25 protein-coding genes and 3 pseudogenes are annotated in these 22,963 nt (G+C 33.5%); 13 read left to right on the top strand and 15 right to left on the bottom strand.

Going from position 1 to position 22,963, the window contains the following annotated elements:
• Window positions 1–31: 31 nt before the first annotated feature.
• A pseudogene (locus tag IGJ63_RS13465) lies at window positions 32–700 on the top strand (IS3 family transposase); the annotation flags it as partial.
• A 1,004-nt stretch (window positions 701–1,704) separates the two neighbouring features.
• Here IGJ63_RS13465 and traE read toward each other — a convergent pair.
• Window positions 1,705–2,049, bottom strand: a complete 345-nt coding sequence (gene traE, locus IGJ63_RS13460; protein ID WP_231433038.1) for a type IV conjugative transfer system protein TraE — start codon at window positions 2,047–2,049, stop codon at window positions 1,705–1,707.
• Window positions 2,050–2,676: 627 nt separating this feature from the next.
• On the bottom strand, window positions 2,677–3,678 hold the full coding sequence (locus IGJ63_RS13455; RefSeq protein ID WP_101731747.1) for a replication initiator protein A: 1,002 nt from the start codon (window positions 3,676–3,678) through the stop codon (window positions 2,677–2,679).
• 464 nt (window positions 3,679–4,142) lie between these two features.
• Here IGJ63_RS13455 and IGJ63_RS13450 point away from each other — a divergent pair, with 464 nt between their 5' ends.
• A complete protein-coding gene (locus tag IGJ63_RS13450) occupies window positions 4,143–4,982 on the top strand; it encodes a ParA family protein (protein ID WP_101731746.1) in 840 nt (279 codons plus the stop codon).
• A complete protein-coding gene (locus IGJ63_RS13445; RefSeq protein ID WP_101731745.1) occupies window positions 4,982–5,353 on the top strand; it encodes a DUF5388 domain-containing protein in 372 nt (123 codons plus the stop codon). The genes IGJ63_RS13450 and IGJ63_RS13445 overlap by 1 nt, the downstream gene beginning before the upstream one ends.
• A gap of 137 nt (window positions 5,354–5,490) precedes the next feature.
• On the opposite strand, the gene IGJ63_RS13440 is transcribed toward IGJ63_RS13445, so the two are convergent.
• A complete protein-coding gene (locus IGJ63_RS13440) occupies window positions 5,491–5,781 on the bottom strand; it encodes a hypothetical protein (protein ID WP_010709172.1) in 291 nt (96 codons plus the stop codon).
• 269 nt (window positions 5,782–6,050) lie between these two features.
• On the opposite strand from IGJ63_RS13440, the pseudogene tnpA reads away from it, so the two are divergent.
• The 7 genes and pseudogenes from tnpA to IGJ63_RS13405 all read left to right on the top strand — a co-directional run.
• A pseudogene (tnpA, locus tag IGJ63_RS13435) lies at window positions 6,051–6,375 on the top strand (IS200/IS605 family transposase); the annotation flags it as partial.
• Between the two features lie 220 nt (window positions 6,376–6,595).
• The gene (locus tag IGJ63_RS13430) at window positions 6,596–6,853 is read left to right on the top strand and encodes a hypothetical protein (RefSeq protein WP_101731743.1); all 258 of its coding nucleotides are present in this window, start codon (window positions 6,596–6,598) and stop codon (window positions 6,851–6,853) included.
• A gap of 357 nt (window positions 6,854–7,210) precedes the next feature.
• Window positions 7,211–7,927, top strand: coding sequence for a WxL domain-containing protein (locus tag IGJ63_RS13425; RefSeq protein WP_438746016.1), 717 nt, complete (start codon window positions 7,211–7,213; stop codon window positions 7,925–7,927).
• A gap of 136 nt (window positions 7,928–8,063) precedes the next feature.
• Window positions 8,064–9,086: a DUF916 and DUF3324 domain-containing protein gene (locus IGJ63_RS13420; RefSeq protein ID WP_438746018.1), complete on the top strand. Its 1,023-nt coding sequence runs from the start codon at window positions 8,064–8,066 to the stop codon at window positions 9,084–9,086.
• A gap of 20 nt (window positions 9,087–9,106) precedes the next feature.
• Window positions 9,107–9,439, top strand: a complete 333-nt coding sequence (locus IGJ63_RS13415) for an LPXTG cell wall anchor domain-containing protein (RefSeq protein WP_227301284.1) — start codon at window positions 9,107–9,109, stop codon at window positions 9,437–9,439.
• On the top strand, window positions 9,439–9,648 hold the full coding sequence (locus tag IGJ63_RS13410) for a hypothetical protein (protein ID WP_070363810.1): 210 nt from the start codon (window positions 9,439–9,441) through the stop codon (window positions 9,646–9,648). Before IGJ63_RS13415 ends, IGJ63_RS13410 begins: the two co-directional genes overlap by 1 nt.
• A 32-nt stretch (window positions 9,649–9,680) precedes the next feature.
• On the top strand, window positions 9,681–11,594 hold the full coding sequence (locus IGJ63_RS13405; protein ID WP_438746704.1) for a BspA family leucine-rich repeat surface protein: 1,914 nt from the start codon (window positions 9,681–9,683) through the stop codon (window positions 11,592–11,594).
• A gap of 577 nt (window positions 11,595–12,171) precedes the next feature.
• Here the strand turns inward: IGJ63_RS13405 and IGJ63_RS13400 are convergent.
• From IGJ63_RS13400 to IGJ63_RS13370, 7 genes are all read right to left on the bottom strand, one after another.
• Window positions 12,172–12,417, bottom strand: coding sequence for an IS30 family transposase (locus IGJ63_RS13400; protein ID WP_438746724.1), 246 nt, complete (start codon window positions 12,415–12,417; stop codon window positions 12,172–12,174).
• 40 nt (window positions 12,418–12,457) lie between these two features.
• Window positions 12,458–13,126 (bottom strand): hypothetical protein, encoded by a 669-nt coding sequence (locus IGJ63_RS13395; RefSeq protein ID WP_438746702.1) that lies wholly within the window; start codon window positions 13,124–13,126, stop codon window positions 12,458–12,460.
• Between the two features lie 31 nt (window positions 13,127–13,157).
• On the bottom strand, window positions 13,158–13,367 hold the full coding sequence (locus IGJ63_RS13390; protein ID WP_070363810.1) for a hypothetical protein: 210 nt from the start codon (window positions 13,365–13,367) through the stop codon (window positions 13,158–13,160).
• Window positions 13,367–13,699, bottom strand: coding sequence for an LPXTG cell wall anchor domain-containing protein (locus IGJ63_RS13385; RefSeq protein WP_438746700.1), 333 nt, complete (start codon window positions 13,697–13,699; stop codon window positions 13,367–13,369). The genes IGJ63_RS13390 and IGJ63_RS13385 overlap by 1 nt, the downstream gene beginning before the upstream one ends.
• 20 nt (window positions 13,700–13,719) lie before the next feature.
• Window positions 13,720–14,742: a DUF916 and DUF3324 domain-containing protein gene (locus IGJ63_RS13380; protein WP_438746698.1), complete on the bottom strand. Its 1,023-nt coding sequence runs from the start codon at window positions 14,740–14,742 to the stop codon at window positions 13,720–13,722.
• 136 nt (window positions 14,743–14,878) lie between these two features.
• Window positions 14,879–15,595, bottom strand: a complete 717-nt coding sequence (locus tag IGJ63_RS13375) for a WxL domain-containing protein (protein WP_438746016.1) — start codon at window positions 15,593–15,595, stop codon at window positions 14,879–14,881.
• Between the two features lie 526 nt (window positions 15,596–16,121).
• The gene (locus IGJ63_RS13370) at window positions 16,122–16,199 is read right to left on the bottom strand and encodes a putative holin-like toxin (protein WP_407027211.1); all 78 of its coding nucleotides are present in this window, start codon (window positions 16,197–16,199) and stop codon (window positions 16,122–16,124) included.
• Between the two features lie 220 nt (window positions 16,200–16,419).
• Between IGJ63_RS13370 and IGJ63_RS13365 the strand changes: the two genes are divergently transcribed.
• On the top strand, window positions 16,420–16,842 hold the full coding sequence (locus tag IGJ63_RS13365) for a hypothetical protein (protein ID WP_438746696.1): 423 nt from the start codon (window positions 16,420–16,422) through the stop codon (window positions 16,840–16,842).
• Here the strand turns inward: IGJ63_RS13365 and IGJ63_RS13360 are convergent, their stop codons facing one another.
• Window positions 16,843–17,184, bottom strand: coding sequence for a type II toxin-antitoxin system PemK/MazF family toxin (locus IGJ63_RS13360; RefSeq protein ID WP_438746694.1), 342 nt, complete (start codon window positions 17,182–17,184; stop codon window positions 16,843–16,845). It lies immediately after the preceding gene.
• Window positions 17,184–17,414 carry a type II toxin-antitoxin system PemI/MazE family antitoxin gene (gene mazE, locus IGJ63_RS13355; protein WP_438746692.1) on the bottom strand — a complete coding sequence of 77 codons (231 nt, stop codon included), beginning with the start codon at window positions 17,412–17,414 and terminating at the stop codon, window positions 17,184–17,186. Before mazE ends, IGJ63_RS13360 begins: the two co-directional genes overlap by 1 nt.
• Before the next feature lie 203 nt (window positions 17,415–17,617).
• Between mazE and IGJ63_RS13350 the strand changes: the two genes are divergently transcribed.
• On the top strand, window positions 17,618–18,211 hold the full coding sequence (locus IGJ63_RS13350; RefSeq protein ID WP_438746690.1) for a recombinase family protein: 594 nt from the start codon (window positions 17,618–17,620) through the stop codon (window positions 18,209–18,211).
• A gap of 174 nt (window positions 18,212–18,385) precedes the next feature.
• Here IGJ63_RS13350 and IGJ63_RS13345 read toward each other — a convergent pair whose 3' ends face one another.
• From IGJ63_RS13345 to IGJ63_RS13335, 3 genes are all read right to left on the bottom strand, one after another.
• Complete coding sequence (locus IGJ63_RS13345; RefSeq protein WP_438746688.1) at window positions 18,386–19,864, bottom strand: glucosaminidase domain-containing protein; 1,479 nt, start codon at window positions 19,862–19,864, stop codon at window positions 18,386–18,388.
• 104 nt (window positions 19,865–19,968) lie between these two features.
• Window positions 19,969–20,430 carry a hypothetical protein gene (locus IGJ63_RS13340; RefSeq protein WP_438746685.1) on the bottom strand — a complete coding sequence of 154 codons (462 nt, stop codon included), beginning with the start codon at window positions 20,428–20,430 and terminating at the stop codon, window positions 19,969–19,971.
• A complete protein-coding gene (locus IGJ63_RS13335) occupies window positions 20,390–20,662 on the bottom strand; it encodes a hypothetical protein (protein ID WP_438746683.1) in 273 nt (90 codons plus the stop codon). The genes IGJ63_RS13340 and IGJ63_RS13335 overlap by 41 nt, the downstream gene beginning before the upstream one ends.
• 702 nt (window positions 20,663–21,364) lie before the next feature.
• Between IGJ63_RS13335 and IGJ63_RS13330 the strand changes: the two are divergent.
• Window positions 21,365–22,526, top strand: a pseudogene (locus tag IGJ63_RS13330) (IS3 family transposase).
• The last annotated feature ends 437 nt before the right edge of the window (window positions 22,527–22,963 follow it).

Raw genomic sequence — 22,963 nt, 5'->3', positions numbered from 1 at the left:
TTTAACTTGGCCATTTACAGCAAAGATACGCCGAATTCTTTTGCGTGATTATGGCATTTCAATTAGTATTGGCCGAGTTTATCGCTTGATGAAATCAATGAACCTACCAAAAATGTCTACAATAAAACCTGTTTTCAAAAAAAAGAAAAATAAGGTTTCTTTGACACGCCCAAATCATCTAAAACAAGCGTTCAATCCACCTGCTCCAAACCAAGTTTGGACAAGTGATTTTTCTTATATCCCCATCGGGAAGAAAACATTTGTGTATTTGTGTGTCATTTTAGACTTATATTCTAGAAAAGTAATTGCTTGGACCGTAGGAGCAACAATGAATACAAGACTAGCCATTCAAACAGTAGACAAAGCCATTCACTCTCGAAAACCAATGAATTCGGTGCTTTTTCATACAGATCAAGGTTCTCAATATACCTCTTTAGAATTTAGAAAGTTTATAGAGAATCATCCGATTGTCCATTCTCTTTCTAAACCAGGTTATCCGTGGGATAACGCTGTCACCGAAGCTTTTTTTAAATATATGAAAAAAGAAGAATTAAACCGCCGTTCATTTCATTCAATCGAAGAAGTACGGTTAGCTTGTTTCGCTTACATTGAAGGATTCTATAACACCAAACGTCCTCATGGCACCTTAGATATGCTTACACCAAATGAAAAGGAGGCTCTGTACTTTGAATGTCTTTAAGTATCTTCTCTTTTTGTGTCTACTTTATTGACATCTATCCACAAAACTGAAATAATTGTCTATAATTTTTTTACATAGATTTTATCTTCTTTTTCAGATACAACATAGATTAATTTCATAATTAGCCTCCAAAAATTTCTTTTATTGTTTATTGTAAATGAGTTAAATCCCAAATCTTTCATGATTTTTCTAAATATTTTTTTGAAAAAATCATATTTCCTTACTAAAATAGTTTTAGAAACTAAAAACTAAATCGAAAGGACGAACGACCATGCAACTAACTGTTTTTATTTTATTTCTTGCTTTTTTAGTATTCGCTGTTGCCTTTTTATTACATAAAATCAGTTTAGGCGTTTTCTTGTTCTTCTTCCCTGTTGCGCTGCTTCTATGGTTTAGCCTTCCAGCCATAAAGAAACATAAAACAGACAAAAACACACACTGATTTTTCACTTTGTCTTCTTGGACCCACTTAAAAATTAATTTCGACTAGTTTATGGCGTCCGAAACTAGAAACCCTAATAGACAACGGTAAATGTAATGTCTTGTTTTTCATTACAAGTGCCTATATGTAGTGCAGCACACAACCTACCTTTTCCAGATAGGCGCTTCCCCATTACGAGAAGCCTTTTCTTTTTTATCAAAAAAAGTGTCAAAGCCTAGATCCCTTAGTAGCTGCTCTGATAAATCTAGACGCTATAGGTTACTTTCCTTTTGGCATCCTTTCTACGTGCTCCAATTGTTTACCAAGAATCGTCATCATTCTTGTTCATTTACAAAAGTTATTCACAAGCGTGTACTTCTACGCACCAATTTTTTGTTGTCCATAGACTAAGAGCAACCTTCGTTCACTCTAAAAAGGACTGGCAATCGTTTGCCCTAACTTTACCCGCTGACCGCTCACGTCACCTTCTTGTGTCCAACATTTCTCTTTTTCACATCACAGAAATCAACCAAAAGTTCCATAACATTTTCAAGCACGTCCAAGAAGACAAATCGTTTTTTATTTAGTTTTCATAACGTAAAAATTTGCTCATTCCTTTTCCCGTAGGTTTTAAGGGAGCGCCACGTTGAATTCTACGGCCAATCAAAATACCGTTGTGGTCATAGACATGTTTAATTTCAGGATAGACATCTTTTAACAAAATTCTCGCCCTTTCTCTTACTTTTTTCTTGGTTCCTTCGAAATAATGTTCTACTTCAATCGCTTCTAACCCATCAATCCGATAGTTTTTACTGCTTTTATGCGTTTCAGAACGTATATTTCTTAACTGGCGTTTTTCTCTAGACGAAAATGTCGTCACTCTTGCGCCATAATACCCAATATCCTCTTTACGTAAGACTCTAATCACAAAAATTCCTCCTCGACATCATCATGAAAAGTTAGCACGCAACAAAAAAAGGGGAGATTGTGCAATTTGGCGCAATCTCCCCTTTGAAACATCCTACGTACAGCAAAAACAGATTATACCAAAATAAGCGTCCAAAAATTCAGTTTCTCAAATGAGAAGAGAAAAAGAGTTTAAGGAAAATCAAGAAAAAATGTTTTTCTTTTTGCGCGTAAATTGATATAATACAATTTGTTGTAACGCAGGTTGCAACAAAAGGACCGAGGGCAATTCAGCCGATCAAAGCTGTATGAATTGTCTTAATCTTCTGGCTGGGAACCAGAAGACGGTTCTTTTTTTGTTGCCTGCTAGCTTCTCATGCTTACTTTTAAGCCGGAAGCTCAACAAACATCGCATTTATTTAAAGGTGTATTCTTAGATTCTAATAATTTCAAAAAAAGAATAGCATACCCTTAAAAATAATGCAAATAATTTTTTAAATTTACTAGTAAATTGTAATTAACACAAAAATCAATAGCAAAATGCGAACTTGCGTTCGTTTAAAATATACCATTAGCAAAATTTAGTGTCAATATTGATAAACAAATATGCAAATTTGCATACAATATTATCGTGATTGCTTGAAGTAGTTTAAACCCAATTATGAGTAGTTATTTCTGGCAGATTTTCAATTTTATTTGAATTTAACTGGTTCTTTTTCTCAATTGCGCATTCAACAAATAAGTTGTAAAAAGACTTATAAAATAACCCTTTAGGACTTTTAACAGTAGAATCAGTTTTAATTTTATGCATCACTCTTCGTAAACATTGGTCAATTTCTTCTTGATAATCTTCTCCAATCAAAACAACGTTATAGTCTTTTTCAGCTTTAATTTTAGCGCGAATAATGGTCCCTACTTGTTCATGAGCTTCTTGAATAGTATTAGAGAACGTAGCAATAAATTTTAAGCTATCTTTGTTAAGAAAAGTGTTCTCTTGAACTTCTGGAAACTGATCGAGCAATAATTGTTGTTGTAGTTCTTCTTTTTTAGTATCTAATGTATCTAATGTATCTAATGATATATTATTAAATATTGTACTGATTTTCATACCCTCTGATTTATCAACGTTTTGGCAGGGTATGATTTTCATACCCTCTTGATTATCAAGGGATCCAGCGTTTGTTTTTTCTTGGAAGGTGGGTATGATTTTCATACCCTCTGATTTATCAATGTTTTCCCGCATAGTTTCATCGAATGATTGTAATTGATAAATATCATTTTCTGTTACATCGAGTTCTGCAAGATAGAGTCTATTAGGATTATTTTTGCCTAGTTGTTTATTAAAACCCATTTGTTTTTGATAAAGTAATCCGTATTCTTCTAATTGTGATTTAATAGCTAAGACTTTCTGTTTTCCGCAATCAAGTACTTTTCCTAATTCATTAATAGTAAATGTAAAATATACATTTCCATTTTCATCTACTTGATTTTTTTTAACAGCAAATTCTAGACGTGCTTTTAAAAGCATGTATGCAATTTTTGTAGAATCTGACATTTTTTTGTACTTATCGCTTGCAATAAGTACTTTAGGAAATTGATAAAATAATTCGTTGTATATTCTGTTTACATTAAAAAATTTGAAATCATTCATAGTTAAGCTCCTCACTGTTTTATTTATAAACTTATGTAGTAAGTGTTCTTTTTTTAGAATACCAAAAGATAAGTTAAAATAAAGCAAAATTTATTTTTTGTAGTAAAGTAGTAAAGTAGTAGAGTAGTAAGATAGTAGAGTAGTAGAGTAGTAAGATAGTAAGATAGTAAGATAGTAAAATAGTAAGATAGTAAAATAGTAAAATACATATTTTTTTCAAGAAATTTTTTTAGAAATCCCTTTATAATTAGGATTTTAAATAAAATACTTATTGTAGTAAAATAGTAAGATAGTAAAATAGTAAGATAGTAAGATAGTAAAATAGTAAGATAGTAAAATAGTAAGATAGTAAAATAGTAAGATAGTAAAATAGTAAGTTTTTGTGAATGTTATTTGTAGTAAGAAAATATTTTTGATATACTATATGTAGTAAGAAAATATTTGTAGAATGTGGGGGCATTTTTATGGTAAAAAAAATTGTATTTGGTAATTTCAAAGGTGGCGTAGGTAAAACCACGAATTCTGTTATGGTAGCGTATGAATTAGCCAAAAAAGGATTTAAAATTCTAGTTTGTGATTTAGATCCGCAAGCAAATTCAACGCAATTGTTACGAAGAACATATGGATTACAAAATAATAAAGAATTACTTATCAAAGAAACAATGATGGTAGCAATTCAGGAAGGGAATTTAGGAAAAGCTGTTGTTAATGTAATGCCTAATTTGTATTTATTGCCTTCACATAAAGATTTTGTAAATTATCCTGATTTTCTTGAATTAACAATTATGCCTACAGAAAAAAACTATAAAGAGAGACGCATAGCTTTTTTTAGTGAATTACTTAAACCAATTGAAAATGATTATGATTATATTATATTTGATGTTCCTCCTACACTGTCTGTATTTACCGATACAGCTCTGTATTCTTCTGACTACATTGTAATTGTTTTGCAAACGCAGCAACGTTCCCTTGATGGTGCAGAAGCATTTTGGGAATACTTACAAACCTTATATGATACTTATAAAAACATTGACTTTGATATAGCAGGAGTACTTCCAGTATTGTTGAAAAATGATTCTGGTATTGATAATCAAATTATTAAAGATGCTAAAGACGCTTTTGGTGATGAAACTTTGTTTAATACAATTGTAAGACACATGGAACGTTTAAAACGTTATGATCGAAAAGGTATATCAGAAGAAGGGTATACTGAAATATACGATTTTCATGATAGAAAAGTTCATGAATTATATAATATATTATCTGATGAAATAATTGAGCGAACAGAAGGGACGATTGTTTAATGAGCAAGTATACATTTAATAGAGATCCTGAACGTAAACAATCAAAAGAAATTAAAGCAACTGAAATTTCAGAACCTGAAACTACTTTTGATTTAAGTAGTTTTTCAAAAGAAGAAAGTGTAGCAAGTGATTCAGGAACAAAAAGAATTGGACGGCCTGCTAAAAACAAAGTATACAGTACAATTAGGATACAAAAGAGTAACATCAATCGAATAAATGCGTTTCAGAATACTTTAGATTTTGAAACACAAGACGATATTGTGTCATTTATGTTAGATAGATTAGATAACACGCTAGAACCAGAGCAACGTACAATGTTTGAAATGTATATGAAAGCTTATGAATCGCGAGATAAAAAGAAACAAAAATAGTAAAACATGTTATTTTTGACAAAATAAAAGATAATGTTTAATTAAATAAAAACACAAGGGTATGTTTGAACAATATTCCTTGTGTTTTTATTTTTTGTAGTAGAATAGTAAAAAAATTAATTTATTGAAAAGGATTGTTATTCAATAATTTTTTTAGTACGTCTGTGACGTTCTAAGTGTAGCAAATAATCATCTTGAAGCTTCAGTAAGTCTGAATAGACTTGATCCATGGTTTTGCTGGCAGATAGAGAAAGAGAATAAATAAATGAGATAGGAAGTGTTTCAATCTTTTTGTTTCGAGTAATCCAAGAAGAAACAGTTCCTTGAGAGAAAGCGTGTAATTCACAAAATTCTTCTACAGTAATCCCTAGTTGCTTGATAATGTATGTGTTGATAGGGTGTGGATACACAAAGGTTTTTCTAGGCATGGTGGGTAATTTTCCTTTCTTTTGTTATTAATGCGTTTGCAGTAATATTGTACTAAAACCCCATGCAATAAAGGAAGAGTGTATCTACTTCTTTTTTATTGACCTCTTTTAACATAATTAGGTATTCATTGCCCATCCTATAGGTGGGTGATAAATGCCTTTTTGTTTTGTCTATGTCACAATCAGTTTATACAAGAAATAAGTTGATACAACATGGAATAGATACAAATAACTATTCAGTATTTCTTCTTTATTAGCACCTTGTTTTAGTGACGAAATATCGTAGACAAGTGATTGATGATAAAATATCTAATTACGCTAAAGCGACTTTTGAAAGAATCAATCGTATCACATCACTTTAGTTGAGTGGAATCATGATAAAGATCATATTCACATTATGTTCAAAGCTCAACCAAAAACAGAATTGACAAAATTTATCAATGCCTACAAAAATGCCAGCTCACGTTTGATAAAGCGTGGTTATCCAAGAGTCAAACAATTTCTTTGAAAAGAAATGTTCTGGTCAAAAAGTTTTTGTCTTTTGACCACTAGTGGAGCCCCAATTATGTGATTAAGAAGTATATTCAAAATCAATGTATTCTTTATGATTTTTACATGGGTGTACCTCACTCTTTTTTAGTTAAAATCAAGATACTTTTAATCTTTTGCGAAAAACTAACAAGGTATTAAAGTAATTTTTACTGTGTGTGTGTTTACAGAAATGCTTGAAGTTTTTTATCTAATAAATTACTTGATAAATATTTTTGCTTTTTGTATAATTCTTTATAAGAAATACAAAGGAGCGTGTTATACAATGAATTACGAGAAAAAAGAAGAAAAAGTAATCGAAAAAATTGGTAAAACAATTGAAAAATTAGATGCAGACTTAACAAAAATTGATGCTCTTAACGAAAACAACGATAAAAAACACCATTTAAAAAAATGGATTGAAGAGAAAAAAGCAATGCATGAAATTAAACATTTATTGCATGAAATAGGAAAATATGATAAATATGATGAAAAAGAAATGGAAAAAATTGAAAAACTTGAAAAAGAGCTTGATTCTATGTAAAAAGTATCTTATTTATAGATAGCAACTAGCTACAGGTCCTATACTACTGTTTCTATAGTAGTATAGGGCCTGTTCTATTTCTAAAAAATCCTCTATAATTAAAAAACAAGTGCTATAAGTAGATTATGATGGAATTATTTGAGGGATAAAAATGTAGAAGTCATCAAACTAAATCTAACCAATTTTTATACATAATAAACGTTTATTGATATAACTTTTGTGACTAAATGTTATTATCATAAATGTTTATTTTTTTGTGTATTTTCAAAAATTTTTTAGAATCACAAACTGGATAGTTATGATAAATTACGTCTGTAAATTTAATTTACAAAATAACCTAGGAAAGGAACATGTGTAATGAAATCTATCAACTTATTAGGCGCTACTCTATTAGCTTCTACGGCGCTTCTAGGGGCAGGAAATGTGTTTGCGAATGATTCTACACCTGATCCAAATTCGGCGTCTACTCCAGTAGAAGTGACTCTTAGTCCGCGTGATGTCACCGATGAGGTGCCAAAACCACCGATTCCTGAGCCAGACAATCCAAACAACCCTGGCGGAGGCGATAATAATACCACCATTACAGGACCATTTGGTATTGCATACGCTCCTGCTAAATTAGTGCAGAAAGAACAAACCGTTGAATTAGGAAAATCTGCTAATCAAATGGTTAACTTAAAATCTAGTAAAGGAGATACTGTAACTAACCTAAACGTCGGGGTTCGAGACGAAACTGCTAAAACAGGAAGACACTGGACGTTAAGCGCTCAATTACAATGGACAGGTTCTCCTTTAGCAGGATCATCTATTGAAGCTCAAGGTACAGGGAACGTAACTGAGAATATTTCTGGAAGGTTAAACAGTACAGATAAAATTAATAACGATGTAACAGGTAGTCTATCCATTGGAACAGACGCTCCAACAGACATTATGACGGCGAAAAATGATAAAGTTATGTCCGGAACATATAACTATCAATTTAAAATGCCTCAATTAAAAATTGCAGATCCTACTGTTGTTGCAGCAGGGACGTACACAGGAAATATTGTCTGGAACTTGTCTAACGCAATGTAAGTTTAATCTAAACCTAAAGGGGAATGTAGAAGCATTTTCTATTTCTTGCAACAGCCAACAGAAGGATGCTTTGTTGGCTGTTTTACATATATTAATAAAAAGGGCACTAAATAAATATTAGAAAGGATTTTAGTTTATGAAAAAATGGGTTTTATGTGGCATGTGTTTGATTAGTCTATTTGTTGGGAATAAAAATGCCTTGGCAGAAGAAACGTCCTCTTCTTCTAGTCAATTAGCAGGAGGCTATACCATTGAAGGGGTTCCTAATGAGCATCAATTAGATAAAAATGTAAGTTACTTTTATTTAAAAGAAAATCCGTGGGATAAAGATCAGGTTAAAGTAAAACTAACCAATGATTCTTCTGAAGAAAAAACGTTAGAAGTAAAAGTAACAAATGCAAATACAAACGCAAACGGGTTAATTGATTATACCGGTCAGTTAAAAGACCATCGGTCTTTAAAATATCCGTTGACATCAATGGCAAAAGCTACTCAAAAAGAAGTAAAAGTTCCGGCCAAAAGTAGTGTAGAAACAGCGATTGATATTCAGATGCCTAAACAAACGTTACCTGGGGTAACGATAGGAGGGATTACTGTTTCTGAAAAGCAATCAGAGAAGAAGAAACAAAACGAATTATCTATAGGAAATGTATATACCTATACGATAGGGTTGGTCGTAACGAATGAATCGGTAGTAGAACCTAAAAAGAATGTATCGGTGGCCTTAGATCACGTAGGGGCTGTTTTATTTGATGGACGTAAGATGGTTCAGGCAGATATTTTGAATCCCAATCCGTATATGTTTACGGATGCGACAGTGAAAGGCAAAATTTATGAAAAAGGCGCAACCAAAGCGTTGAAAGAACAAGAGAAATCCAATGTAAGTATTGCTCCTTACTCAGTGTATCCGTTTCAGTTTGATTGGGAAAAAGAAGAGTTAAAAGCAGGCACCTATGTTTTTAAAGGAACGGTGGAAGCGAATGGAAAAACTTGGAATTTTGACCAAGAATTTGATATTTCAGCGGAAAAGGCAAAAACAATTAATCACGACGCCGTCGTTAAAATTTATATTCCTAGCTGGCTAACGTATAGTTCTTATGGGTTAAGTGTGGTAAGTATTTTAGGTACCATATATTTATTTTTACGAAGAAAAAAATAAAAAGGATGTGTAAATAGAAAATGATGAAGAAATTAGTGATTGGAAGTCTGTTAGGGAGCTTTATGTTTCTAAATAGTGCGTGTCCTGTTTTTGCGGAAGAAACCAAGCTCTCAACAGGCAATACCCCAATATCTATTACACTGGTACGCCCCATTTCTTCTGGCGCATTGCCAGGACATGAAGGGGAAGCATCAGAAACGCCGGTTTATAGTCCCATTGTGAAACCTACTACGTCACAACGTTTGCCAAAGACAAATGAACAAAGAACGATGTTCTTCTCTTTTTTAGGTTTTTTACTGGTTGGCTGTAGTTATCTGCTTTATTACTTTAAAAACAGAAAGGAGGAGGAATAATGTATACTCCTGCAATTTGTTTATTGGTAACGGGTATGATATTACTTATTTTGAATAGTTATCTCTTTTTTAGAGACTATAAAGAACAACTTTCATATCCTCCGCAAAAAAAGAAAAATTTATATTTAAATGGGGTAGTTCTTTTAGAAACAATGGGTGTCATTGTATTAGGCGTAGTCTACTTATTTATGATTAATAATCAGCTGTAAGCTAAAGGAAAAAATTAGAAAGGAAGAGAAAGTTGAAAGTATTAAGTGGTATTTTATCTACAGTTCTTTTAGGAAACCTGTTTATAGCGCCGGCAGTATTAGCAGTAGAAGAACCGGCGGATAAAACGGTTCCAACAGAAGAAGTAAATCAAATTATAGATGAAGCAACTGGGCAGTCAACGATTGAAAAATTAGAAGACTCCCAACAAGAAACGATGCCAGAAGAGACAAACACTTCTACATCAGAGACAGAAGCCGTACAAGAAGCAACAGAGTCTTCAACAACTGAAACACAGACGCAACAGGAAACAACAAATTCGACAACAGAAGCCACTTCTAAAGAAGCGATGCCAGAAGCTAAAGCAACAGCTGAACAAAACTGGTATGCTACATGGGATCCATGGTCTCAAAGATATCGCCTAGAACAGTATCTAGGTACAGATCCTGCGATTGTCGTACCTAATGAATATAATGGGAAGCCAACGGAGATAAGGTGTGACAACGGAATTTTATGCCAAAAAGTAAAGAAATCTAGTGTAACATCAATTACATTTTCAAATGAAAATGGAAAAAAAGTAAAATTAGAACCTACGGTTCGTGGATACACTGATTTTACTATGAGAGATCATTCTTCTTTGAGATATTTTGATGGTTCTGGCTTAGATATTTCTGGTATTGATAGTTTGCACATGGCCTTTTGTTATGATAGGCAGCTAACTACAATTAAAGGTCTAGAAAATTGGGATACAAGCAATATAGAAACTATGTATGCTATGTTTGGTGACTGTTCATCTTTAAAAAGTTTAGATGTAAGTAGTTTTAATACAAAAAAAGTATGGAATACAAGTGAGATGTTCGAGGGCTGTTCGTCTTTAAAAAGTTTAGATGTAAGTAATTTTGATATGAGTCACGTAGAACTTGTAGATAGTATGTTCGCGGGCTGTTCGTCTTTAAAAAGTTTAGATGTAAGTAATTTTGATCTGAGTTCCGTAAGTTTTGGATATAATATGTTTAAAAACTGTATTAATTTACAATTTTTTGATGCAAGGAATTGGAATATTCCTTCTACAGCAGCTGATATTTCTAATATGTTCTCTATAGATAATGGAAAAGCGCCCTTAGTAATTTTAGGAAATGATGACCGATTGATACAAGGGACTACAAAAAATCGCTATCCTGGAGGCCCAAAATTCGTTGCGGGAAATAATGGGTATTTTGGAACGGCCGAAACTAAAGAAAAGTATTATTTTAACATGTTAGAAAAGGATCCAAAAAAACTAGAGGTTGCCTCATTTGAAGCTTTTAAAAAAGAGTTAAAACCTACAGTAGTAGATTCTACTGCCAAGTTTTTAAGATGGGATGGAGATAAGATCACTACTAGTGAAGAGTTAGTAAAAGAGCACGTTTATCAAGCAAAATATCTGTTTGATATAACTGCCCCAGGAGATGGGGATCAAAATGTATTGCCTTCAAGTGAATATGGAATTAGTTATGTACCAAAAGCATTCAGTGTACAAGGGAAATTGTCTAATGAAACAGATGTTCAAAGTATTGCGATTCCAGGAAACTTTCATGTAGCAGTGAGAGATAGAAGAAATCAATTAGGAGGATGGACATTATCAGCGCAGTTGCAATGGACAGGGACCCCGTTAACAGCAGAAATACAGACAACAGGGGGAGCGGTTAAAAAGAATAGTACTAACGGTCAAATGAACCAAGAAAGTAATTTAACAGATTGTCCAACTAGTGAGGTAACTGGCTATTCAAATGTGGTGATTGGTAGTATTCCGAAACCAATAATGAGTGCAAATGGTTCGGTTACCCATGATGCAATTTACGATTACAGTTTAGGAGGAGTTTCTTTAAGAATTAACCAACCTAAAGATGTCGCAGCAGGAAAGTATGATGGAAAGATTGTTTGGAATTTGAGCAATACACTAAATTAATTGCATTGAAAAATATGATTATTTGAAATAGAAATCAGTATATGGGCTAAGGGCACTGGAATAACTAAGCAAAAATAGCAGTAGTTGTTCCAGTGCCTCCTAGCTTTAATTTTTACATTCTCAAATAATTTAAATTTGTTTTGTTAAGCTAAAAGTTAGTTTTGAGGTAGTGTCATTAACAAGCGGGAACGTTTAGTGGATTGGAAAATTGCTTCCATAAAGAGAGAAGAAAAAAGTACCTTGTAACGCTCACTGGATGCAGCAAAATACACCTTTATGACCCTTAGTAGCGAATCAGAGAGGTGTTAAAATTTAAAGGAAACGAAGTATATATACCCAGCAACAGTGTATTATAATATTTCATTAAAATGTTGCGTTTGCTATTGATATCCGTCTAATTTATTCTAGTTAACATAAGATATATTATTCAAAGTAGTGTAAATGAGCTGAATTATAACATCAAACGCGACACAAAAACATTTATTTAATAACGTTTTTCCAATATTTAAATAACTAACTAAGTAACTAAAATTCATCGATTTAAACACTATGCAAATGCGACATCATATAACTACTATTAAACCGTCCGTAATTTTTTAAGTTCTTTTTTAAACACATGCTCAACTGATTTCCAACAATGAATTTTACGTGGCCGTTTATTAATAGCCTGAGCAGCCAAATCTAAGTCTTCTTGAGAGATCTTAGTAAATGTTGTTCCTTTTGGAAAATATTCACGCAATAAACCATTATGATTCTCATTAGAACCACGTTCATGAGGACTATATGGATGAGCTAGATATATTTTTACACCTAACTTTTCGATAATACTCGTATATATGCGGTTTAGAAATTCAGTTCCACGATCACAAGTAAATGTCTAACCCTGAGCCGTCAAAAAAAGTTAAGGAAGAATGAACAGTCATACGAAAATCAGCTTCTCCTGTAGAATCCACCGCTTTTACTTTTTTTCCATTTTCATTTGAAAAGGTAATTGACGTTACACTAGCTTGAGTTATGTTTTGGGTCGGAATACCTGCGGCACAATTTATCTCCGTAGGGGCTCCTTTATATTCATTAGGCACAACCACCGCTGGATCTGTCCCTATATACTGGGTTAATGTATATCTTTGAGTCGTCGCATTCCATGTGGCACTCCAGTTTTGTTCAGCGGAGGCTTTAACCTCTGTTGTTGCTTCTTGTTGTGTCTGGGGATCGGTAGTGGAAGCTTCAGTGGCTTCTGTTGTCGAATTTGTTGTTTCCTGTTGCGTCTGTGTTTCAGTTGTTGAAGACTCTGTTGCTTCTTGTACGGCTTCTGTCTCTGATGTAGAAGTGTTTGTCTCTTCTGGCATCGTTTCTTGTTGGGAGTCTTCTAATTTTTCAATCGTTGACTGCCCAGTTGCTTCATCTATAATTTGATTTACTTCTTCTGTTGGAACCGTTTTATCCGCCGGTTCTTCTACTGCTAATACTGCCGGCGCTATAAACAGGTTTCCTAAAAGAACTGTAGATAAAATACCACTTAATACTTTCAACTTTCTCTTCCTTTCTAATTTTTCCTTTAGCTTACAGCTGATTATTAATCATAAATAAGTAGACTACGCCTAATACAATGACACCCATTGTTTCTAAAAGAACTACCCCATTTAAATATAAATTTTTCTTTTTTTGCGGAGGATATGAAAGTTGTTCTTTATAGTCTCTAAAAAAGAGATAACTATTCAAAATAAGTAATATCATACCCGTTACCAATAAACAAATTGCAGGAGTATACATTATTCCTCCTCCTTTCTGTTTTTAAAGTAATAAAGCAGATAACTACAGCCAACCAGTAAAAAACCTAAAAAAGAGAAGAACATCGTTCTTTGTTCATTTGTCTTTGGCAAACGTTGTGACGTAGTAGGTTTCACAATGGGATTATAAACCGGCGTTTCTGATGCTTCCCCTTCATGTCCTGGCAATGCGCCAGAAGAAATGGGGCGTACCAGTGTAATAGATATTGGGGTATTGCCTGTTGAGAGCTTGGTTTCTTCCGCAAAAACAGGACACGCACTATTTAGAAACATAAAGCTCCCTAACAGACTTCCAATCACTAATTTCTTCATCATTTTCTATTTACACATCCTTTTTATTTTTTTCTTCGTAAAAATAAATATATGGTACCTAAAATACTTACCACACTTAACCCATAAGAACTATACGTTAGCCAGCTAGGAATATAAATTTTAACGACGGCGTCGTGATTAATTGTTTTTGCCTTTTCCGCTGAAATATCAAATTCTTGGTCAAAATTCCAAGTTTTTCCATTCGCTTCCACCGTTCCTTTAAAAACATAGGTGCCTGCTTTTAACTCTTCTTTTTCCCAATCAAACTGAAACGGATACACTGAGTAAGGAGCAATACTTACATTGGATTTCTCTTGTTCTTTCAACGCTTTGGTTGCGCCTTTTTCATAAATTTTGCCTTTCACTGTCGCATCCGTAAACATATACGGATTGGGATTCAAAATATCTGCCTGAACCATCTTACGTCCATCAAATAAAACAGCCCCTACGTGATCTAAGGCCACCGATACATTCTTTTTAGGTTCTACTACCGATTCATTCGTTACGACCAACCCTATTGTATAGGTATATACATTTCCTATAGATAATTCGTTTTGTTTCTTCTTCTCTGATTGCTTTTCAGAAACAGTAATCCCTCCTATCGTTACCCCAGGTAACGTTTGTTTAGGCATCTGAATATCAATCGCTGTTTCTACACTACTTTTGGCCGGAACTTTTACTTCTTTTTGAGTAGCTTTTGCCATTGATGTCAACGGATATTTTAAAGACCGATGGTCTTTTAACTGACCGGTATAATCAATTAACCCGTTTGCGTTTGTATTTGCATTTGTTACTTTTACTTCTAACGTTTTTTCTTCAGAAGAATCATTGGTTAGTTTTACTTTAACCTGATCTTTATCCCCCGGATTTTCTTTTAAATAAAAGTAACTTACATTTTTATCTAATTGATGCTCATTAGGAACCCCTTCAATGGTATAGCCTCCTGCTAATTGACTAGAAGAAGAGGACGTTTCTTCCGCCAAGGCATTTTTATTCCCAACAAATAGACTAATCAAACACATGCCACATAAAACCCATTTTTTCATAAACTAAAATCCTTTCTAATATTTATTTAGTGCCCTTTTTATTAATATATGTAAAACAGCCAACAAAGCATCCTTCTGTTGGCTGTTGCAAGAAATAGAAAATGCTTCTACATTCCCCTTTAGGTTTAGATTAAACTTACATTGCGTTAGACAAGTTCCAGACAATATTTCCTGTGTACGTCCCTGCTGCAACAACAGTAGGATCTGCAATTTTTAATTGAGGCATTTTAAATTGATAGTTATATGTTCCGGACATAACTTTATCATTTTTCGCCGTCATAATGTCTGTTGGAGCGTCTGTTCCAATGGATAGACTACCTGTTACATCGTTATTAATTTTATCTGTACTGTTTAACCTTCCAGAAATATTCTCAGTTACGTTCCCTGTACCTTGAGCTTCAATAGATGATCCTGCTAAAGGAGAACCTGTCCATTGTAATTGAGCGCTTAACGTCCAGTGTCTTCCTGTTTTAGCAGTTTCGTCTCGAACCCCGACGTTTAGGTTAGTTACAGTATCTCCTTTACTAGATTTTAAGTTAACCATTTGATTAGCAGATTTTCCTAATTCAACGGTTTGTTCTTTCTGCACTAATTTAGCAGGAGCGTATGCAATACCAAATGGTCCTGTAATGGTGGTATTATTATCGCCTCCGCCAGGGTTGTTTGGATTGTCTGGCTCAGGAATCGGTGGTTTTGGCACCTCATCGGTGACATCACGCGGACTAAGAGTCACTTCTACTGGAGTAGACGCCGAATTTGGATCAGGTGTAGAATCATTCGCAAACACATTTCCTGCCCCTAGAAGCGCCGTAGAAGCTAATAGAGTAGCGCCTAATAAGTTGATAGATTTCATTACACATGTTCCTTTCCTAGGTTATTTTGTAAATTAAAATTACAGACGTAATTTATCATAACTATCCAGTTTGTGATTCTAAAAAATTTTTGAAAACACAAAAAAAATAAACATTTTTGATAAAGCATTAAAAACAACTAAGTAAATTCAAAACGGAAACAGATAAATTCAGTCACTCAATTAATCAAAACACATAGACAGTATCTATAAATGAAAAACTATTTGAATCCTATGTAGTAACATGTTATAAAGGACTTATAGGAAGCACAAATTACTTCTTTACAAATCTATCTAAATGGTTAGCTGGCGGAAAACGGTTAACCATTTTATTTATCTAGGTAAAAAAAAGCACACATCTATAATAGATTGTTGTTCCTTAATTGTTTAGTAGTTTTTTTAGAATATGCTATATTATAAATGATAAGAGAACTGTGTACTAACACAACTCTCCAATGTAGAACTGTTTAAGACGGTAGCAAACTTAGAGTATTTTAAGAAATAATCGTTCTCTCGCTAAAGTAGACGGTTATTTCTTTTTATTATTTTTAAGCAAGTCCACAATCAACTTAATCAATGTAATGATAAACATACCAAAGCTTAATATTGTAAATGACCAAGTTAAAATGTAGGTTTATGCGTCATCTGGTACGCTTTCCTTGTGTTATTTTATTCAAGGAGGAAAGTGTATTGAGAAAAGATATTTATGAAGGAGTGTTACCTTTCTTTATGACTCATACAAAACCTAATTATGCTACTCTAGCTAAATAATACAATTGCGATTATCGTACAGAAAACGTTATTATGAAGCTGGAATAAGTAATAAATTGCCTTTACTTGCTCAAAAGAATAAAAATAAAAAAACTTTGGTTAGTGATTTTGAAGATATTATCGCTGCCAAATTAACTTTAGGCTGTTCTTCTGCTATTTATCATTTTATTTCTAAACGTAGCTATCGTGAAAGTGCACGAACACTAAGAAGATATTGTCGAAATATCCGAGCAAATAAAATACAAAAAGCAACGATTCGTGTTGAAACATCTCTTGGTTTATCTGCTCAAGTTGATTGGAAAGAAGATCTAAAATTAGTCAATAAATTCGGCGAAGTTATTTTTTGTAATATCTTTCTTTACGTTTTAGGATATTCCAGAATTAAGTACTTAGAGCTAACTTTTGATCGTTCTCAAACTACTCTATTTCGTTGCTTAACTAATGCCTTTCAATACACCGGAGGTGTTCCTACCTTATAGTTAAAAAATGTATTCAATGATTTGATCTATTTTAGCCATATCCTTTAATGGTAAATGTTCTATTTGGCTTAACTTTCTTTCTGTAAAATCTAAAGATTTTAATTGGGAAATAACGACTTGTCCATGAGTTTCCATTTCATCAGGTAATGTATAATGAGTTGGCATATTTTTAATTGTAGAAGTTATGGGACAAATTACTGCAAACATTGTCTTTCTATTAAACTCATATCTAGAAACTACTAGACCTGGACGTCTTTTCTGTATTTCTTTTCCAGCTGAAGGATCGAAATCTATCCATACAATATCGCCCTTTTTAGGAATATATTTCTTTTCGGCACTCATTAAAATAATTCTCTCCCTCCAGGTTCAATGTCATGCCATTCATCTTTTTCGTAGTACTCCCCTTCTGATCCACCACTAAATGGACCTTGTAATTTAGGGACTAACGTAATTGTCCCATCATCAGAATACATCACTATATATTCTTGGTCTGCTTTTGGTTTCTGTCCGTCATTAGATGGTAATGTCAATACTACAGAACTTCCTTGTTTTCTAGATTTTGTGGTTAACATAAAATCACCTCTTATTGTTTATTATACTAAAAAATTAAATAGTTTTAAATGATTATATACTATATTTAATTAACTTAGTGTAATTTAGTTATATAATCGACATTAGATGTTTTAGAATTAATTCGTTGGGTTCAAAAACTTAAAAGTTTTTGACCTCTTTGTTTTTTCATGCTATACTTGGAATTATCAAGTGTCAAAAACTTATGTTCAGAAAAGGTGAGGAAAAATTGGCCATTTATGGTTATTCAAGGGTAAGTACTAGTAATCAAGATTACAAAACCCAGATTCAAAAACTAGAACAAGCTGGAGCAGAAAAAATCTTCAGTGAAAAATATACGGGAACAAAAAAAGAAGGAAGGAAAGAATTAGAAGAACTACTTTCTATTGTAAAAACTGGCGATAAAGTTTTAGTGACGAAAATTGATCGGCTGGCTAGAAGTATTGTTGATTTAAATTCGATTATCTCTTCTTTAAATAATTCAGGAGTGACTATCACCTTCTTAGATAATGCCCTAACCTTTGAGCCAAATAAAAGTGATTCTATGCAAACATTGATGATGAACATGTTAGGGAGCTTTGCACAATTTGAAAGAGATTTAATCGTGACACGAACGCAAGAAGGAAAACAGTGGCATCGGGCCAATAATAAGAACTATCGAGAAGGACGTCCTAAAAGAGTTCTGAATGATAAATACAAACATGCACTCGAGTTAATGGAAACAAACAGTATGCGGGAAGTAGAAAAGAAAACAGAAATTTCTTTATCTACACTCAAACGAATCAAGAAACAAGCATAGGAACACTAAATCGACAATACCTATATTGGTTACTTGCTTCGCTAAACAATTTGTCTAAGAAAGAAGGATCATAGATTCGAAAAATTCTTTCCACTAACTACCCCTCCTAACATAAATATATCTTCTTACAAAAAGAAACAACCTTATACAATCATAAGGTTGTTTCTCTCATAATTATTTCGGCATGATATAACTTAACATGCTCGTTTGAGTTGCTGCAATTGTACGAGTAGATACGACGTTTAAGCCTTGTACATTCATTTCTGAAATGTAAATAGAACCGTCTTGATTCACTTTTTCGACAAATGCCACATGTCCATACACTGGGTCTGCACCCAACACACCCGCAGGGAAAGAAACAGCTGTTCCTGCTTGTGGTGTGCGACTCACTTCATACCCTCGAGTTTGGCCAGTCACTCCCCAATCTTTTCCATTGCCCATCGTTAAATCAATGTGTTTGCCTAATTGCGTGATTCGATTATAGACATATTGCGTACAATTCCCCCACGCATAGCTGTTTGCCGTATCATAGTTTTCCCCGTTATACGCTGGAAAATCAGATTCTGTCATTTCTACTGTCGCTTTCGGATGATCATACATGGTTAAATCGTAGGTTTCAATTAAACCATTTAATTTCTGATTGTATTGACTATCTGTCGCATAACGTCCTGTCAAATACTGAGTAGCTTCTTGATAGGTTTTCGCTTTACTTTTCCAGACACCTTCATAAAAAGAAGCATTCCCTGCCAACCCTTCTTTTAAGAGTTTCGCATAGTCTTTTAGGCTCTCTTCATAGCTCTGATATTGTCTAAAGGTTGCTTGGGTAGTATAAAGTGTTCCATTGCCTAAATCCTCTCGTGTCGCAAAAGAGACTCCTTTTCCATTATGTGTGCCTTTAATGCCAAACAAATTATAATTTGGTGCTTTTGACAGTAAACTTTGACCACTAGCAGATTCTAAAATCGCTTGGGCAATCATAACGGAAGCATACAAATCATTTTCTTGCCCCACTTTTCTAGCTGCTTCTCCAATTTTTTGAATAAATTGTTCCACACTTTCGTTTTTTTCGAAATGAATTGTTCCATCTGAAGAAAGCGTACTTTCTGGCACTAACTCTTGAATAGGAGCTGATGGGGCTTGGTGGTATTCTTTGACTTCGTCTACAACAGGTGCTGCTGTTCCTTGATTTGTGGTGCTTGTTTCTGTATTAGTAGAGACACCAGATTGAGTGTACACATTTGGCTGATTCGTCGGCGTTTCTGTCGGCTTTTGTGGTGTTTGTGTCGTTGTAGAATCCGTTGGCTTAGACTCTTCCACAGGCTGATTTTCTTCTGGTTTTTGTTCTGGTTCTACGGGTGTCGTTTCTGGTTTGCTTGAATCTGGCACCGTAGGTGTTTCTGGTTCCACTGGTTGCTCAGGTGTAGTTGGTTGTTCTTCCGTGGAAGAATCTGTTGATGGATCTTCTGGCGTTGTTTCTGGTGTAGAATCAACAGTTTCTTCTGTTTGTCCTCCATTACTTTCTTCTTGAACCGTCGCAGATTCTGAAGAAAGCGTTGGCGACGTAGGTTCTTCATTTGCAAAAACTGCTGGTGTATAGCCAAATACTTGGCTAACAACTAATAATGCAGACAATAATTTACTTGTTTTCTTCATGACTTTTCCTCCATTTATTTCATTTTTTTCTTACCAAACAGAAGTATATACATCTGTTTGTGAAAACTTTTTTAACACATTATAAAATTTTTTTAAAATTCTGTTTAAAGCAAGTCGTTTATTTGTGTTATATACTTGGTTAACTGCGGGACTTTCTTAAAAAAGTTTACCAGTGTCTGTTTTGAAAAAGTAGGTTTAAAGTAAAATGCAAAAGGGTGATTCTCCTTGATAGGTATCAAGACGTCAAAGGAATAAACTTCCATTGCTTGATCTTTAACTTGGTTAAGTAGTAATTCTTCAGGATCGGCAAATTCTCCTATAATGTATCCTTTATTTGTTTTAAAACACAAAACTAAAGAATACTCTCTTTGATTTTTGTCTGTGGGTACATACAAATCTGGCCAATAAGGTTCCGTCCATAATGAGTTATAATCAAATAGATAAAACTGATTGCATTGATACGCCATGATACCTTCTCCTTCTAATTTTTTACTTTCAGGTGCCACTTGTTTAATTTTCGTTTCTTTATTTTGGTACGTCAAATCCAAATAAATCTTTCCAAACACCGTGGCTTCCTTGCACAATTGGAATCGGCAAACACTTGCCTGAATGTATCAAAATTATCTGGGTATATGCCCTCAACTGATCTGGCTTCAACAAGCCGTTCTTCTGAAATTCCAACACTTTATTCGGTAAAAGTGAAATCCGAAAAAGATAATTATTTTCATCATAATAAAGTTTTACATCTGTTTCTCTCACTGCCAAAGCTTTTCCTTCAGCTTTAAAAATACTTCCCATAAAGTTCCTCCTAAAATTTTCTCAATTATTATAAGTAAAAACAGTGAACTTCACTGTCAAAAAATACTATGTTACTCAACGTGTAAAGCTAGATAACTTAAGCATACACTTAAGAAAAGACCAACTAGTAAGCCACAGGCAAAAAGAATGCCACTCATTTGTGAACTTCTCCTTCTATTTTCTTATCATTTACAAACAACTCTGTTCCATCTTGATTGACACGTACTTTTTGATTATCAGTTGTAATTCCGCTTAACTCTCCTGAATACAAGAAGTCCACTTGATACAAATCAATAGCATTATCTGCGAGCTTTTTGAACTGTTTTTGTTTATTTAGATAGATATCATTAACAACTTGAATATTTTTACTTCTTTTCCTCGAAGCTCTCCTGTTAAATAAAATTTGGGAAATATTGCCCTTTTTGTCCTGTTTTCTATATTAAAAGTAACAATAAAAGAAGGTCCTTCTTTTTTTAGCCTATCTTGAATCTTTATAATTGGACCAAACTTTCCATTTACTTTTTCTGGTAACAAATAATGTTTTTCTTCTAAACTCTGGTGGATGGTATCTTTCCACTCGTTCTCTTTCTCAATATAAAAATAACTTGTTGTACATATAGTTGCATGTATCCTAATAAAGTGGACACATTTTTTGATATACTCTTAAATAAATAGACACAAATTTTGAAAGGACTTTTTAATATGGGAAACAACAGAAAATCACCACGTAAATTTGATGAAGAGTTTAAAAAATCCATTGTGAAACTTCACGAAAGTGGTAAAACTCAAAATGCTTTATCTAAAGAGTACGGCATTGCTCTTTCTTCAATTGCTCGTTGGGTCAAACAATATTCTGAAGTAAAAATTGACGATGACACGATCCTTACGGCTCGTCAGATCAAACAGCTACAAAAACGAAATGCGCAGCTCGAGGAGGAAAATTTAATCCTAAAAAAAGCGATTGCCATATTCACGCCTCGTTTGACGAACGATTAAAAGCCATACACATTCTTCGATATGAACACAGTATTGTTACACTCTGTCGCGTACTCAAAGTCAATCGTTCCACCTATTACAAACGCTTTTCTGGAAAAGTAGCCCCAAGAACAAAAGAAAATCAACGCTTAAGAAAAATAATTTTAGAAATTTATACTTCTTCTCAAAAACGTCTTGGCGCTGCAAAGATACGCCGAATTCTTTTGCGTGATTATGGCATTTCAATTAGTATTGGCCGAGTTTATCGCTTGATGAAATCAATGAACCTACCAAAAATGTCTACAATAAAACCTGTTTTCAAAAAAAAGAAAAATAAGGTTTCTTTGACACGCCCAAATCATCTAAAACAAGCGTTCAATCCACCTGCTCCAAACCAAGTTTGGACAAGTGATTTTTCTTATATCCCCATCGGGAAGAAAACATTTGTGTATTTGTGTGTCATTTTAGACTTATATTCTAGAAAAGTAATTGCTTGGACCGTAGGAGCAACAATGAATACAAGACTAGCCACTCAAACAGTAGACAAAGCCATTCACTCTCGAAAACCAATGAATTCGGTGCTTTTTCATACAGATCAAGGTTCTCAATATACCTCTTTAGAATTTAGAAAGTTTATAGAGAATCATCCGATTGTCCATTCTCTTTCTAAACCAGGTTATCCGTGGGATAACGCTGTCACCGAAGCTTTTTTTAAATATATGAAAAAAGAAGAATTAAACCGCCGTTCATTTCATTCAATCGAAGAAGTACGGTTAGCTTGTTTCGCTTACATTGAAGGATTCTATAACACCAAACGTCCTCTCCTCATGGCACCTTAGATATGCTTACACCAAATGAAAAGGAGGCTCTGTACTTTGAATGTCTTTAAGTATCTTCTCTTTTTGTGTCTACTTTATTGACATCTATCCAAAGATGAAATCTTGATAAAATATTAATAGGTAACAACTAATTTCTCAATATTAATGTATGGTATCAATTAAAATGCATAGAGTAATCCCTTAATTTTTAGTTGTTGCCTTCATGATAAATAAAATTGAAATAGTTAACAAAGATGAAAGTGTTTTGGTTGAGTATACTTCTTGTGATTGTGGCACGTTAACGGAACGTATTTGTTGGAAACAAACAGAATACAAATGTAAAAGTTGTGGTAAAAAGTATAAACGTGTATTTGATAGACAATATAGAAGTAAAAAATTGAGGTGACAGCTAATGAAAAAGAAAGTCATTCTTATCATACATATAAATTTTTGAAGAAAAGAAAATATAATCCAAAATGAAGAGACGAGTATCTAAAGCGAAAAGAAG

This window comes from Enterococcus sp. DIV1375a, from assembly GCF_051712205.1.
Classification (GTDB): domain Bacteria; phylum Bacillota; class Bacilli; order Lactobacillales; family Enterococcaceae; genus Enterococcus; species Enterococcus faecalis.
Note: the sequence above shows the minus strand (reverse complement) of the source record. Positions and strands in the feature narration are given on the sequence as shown.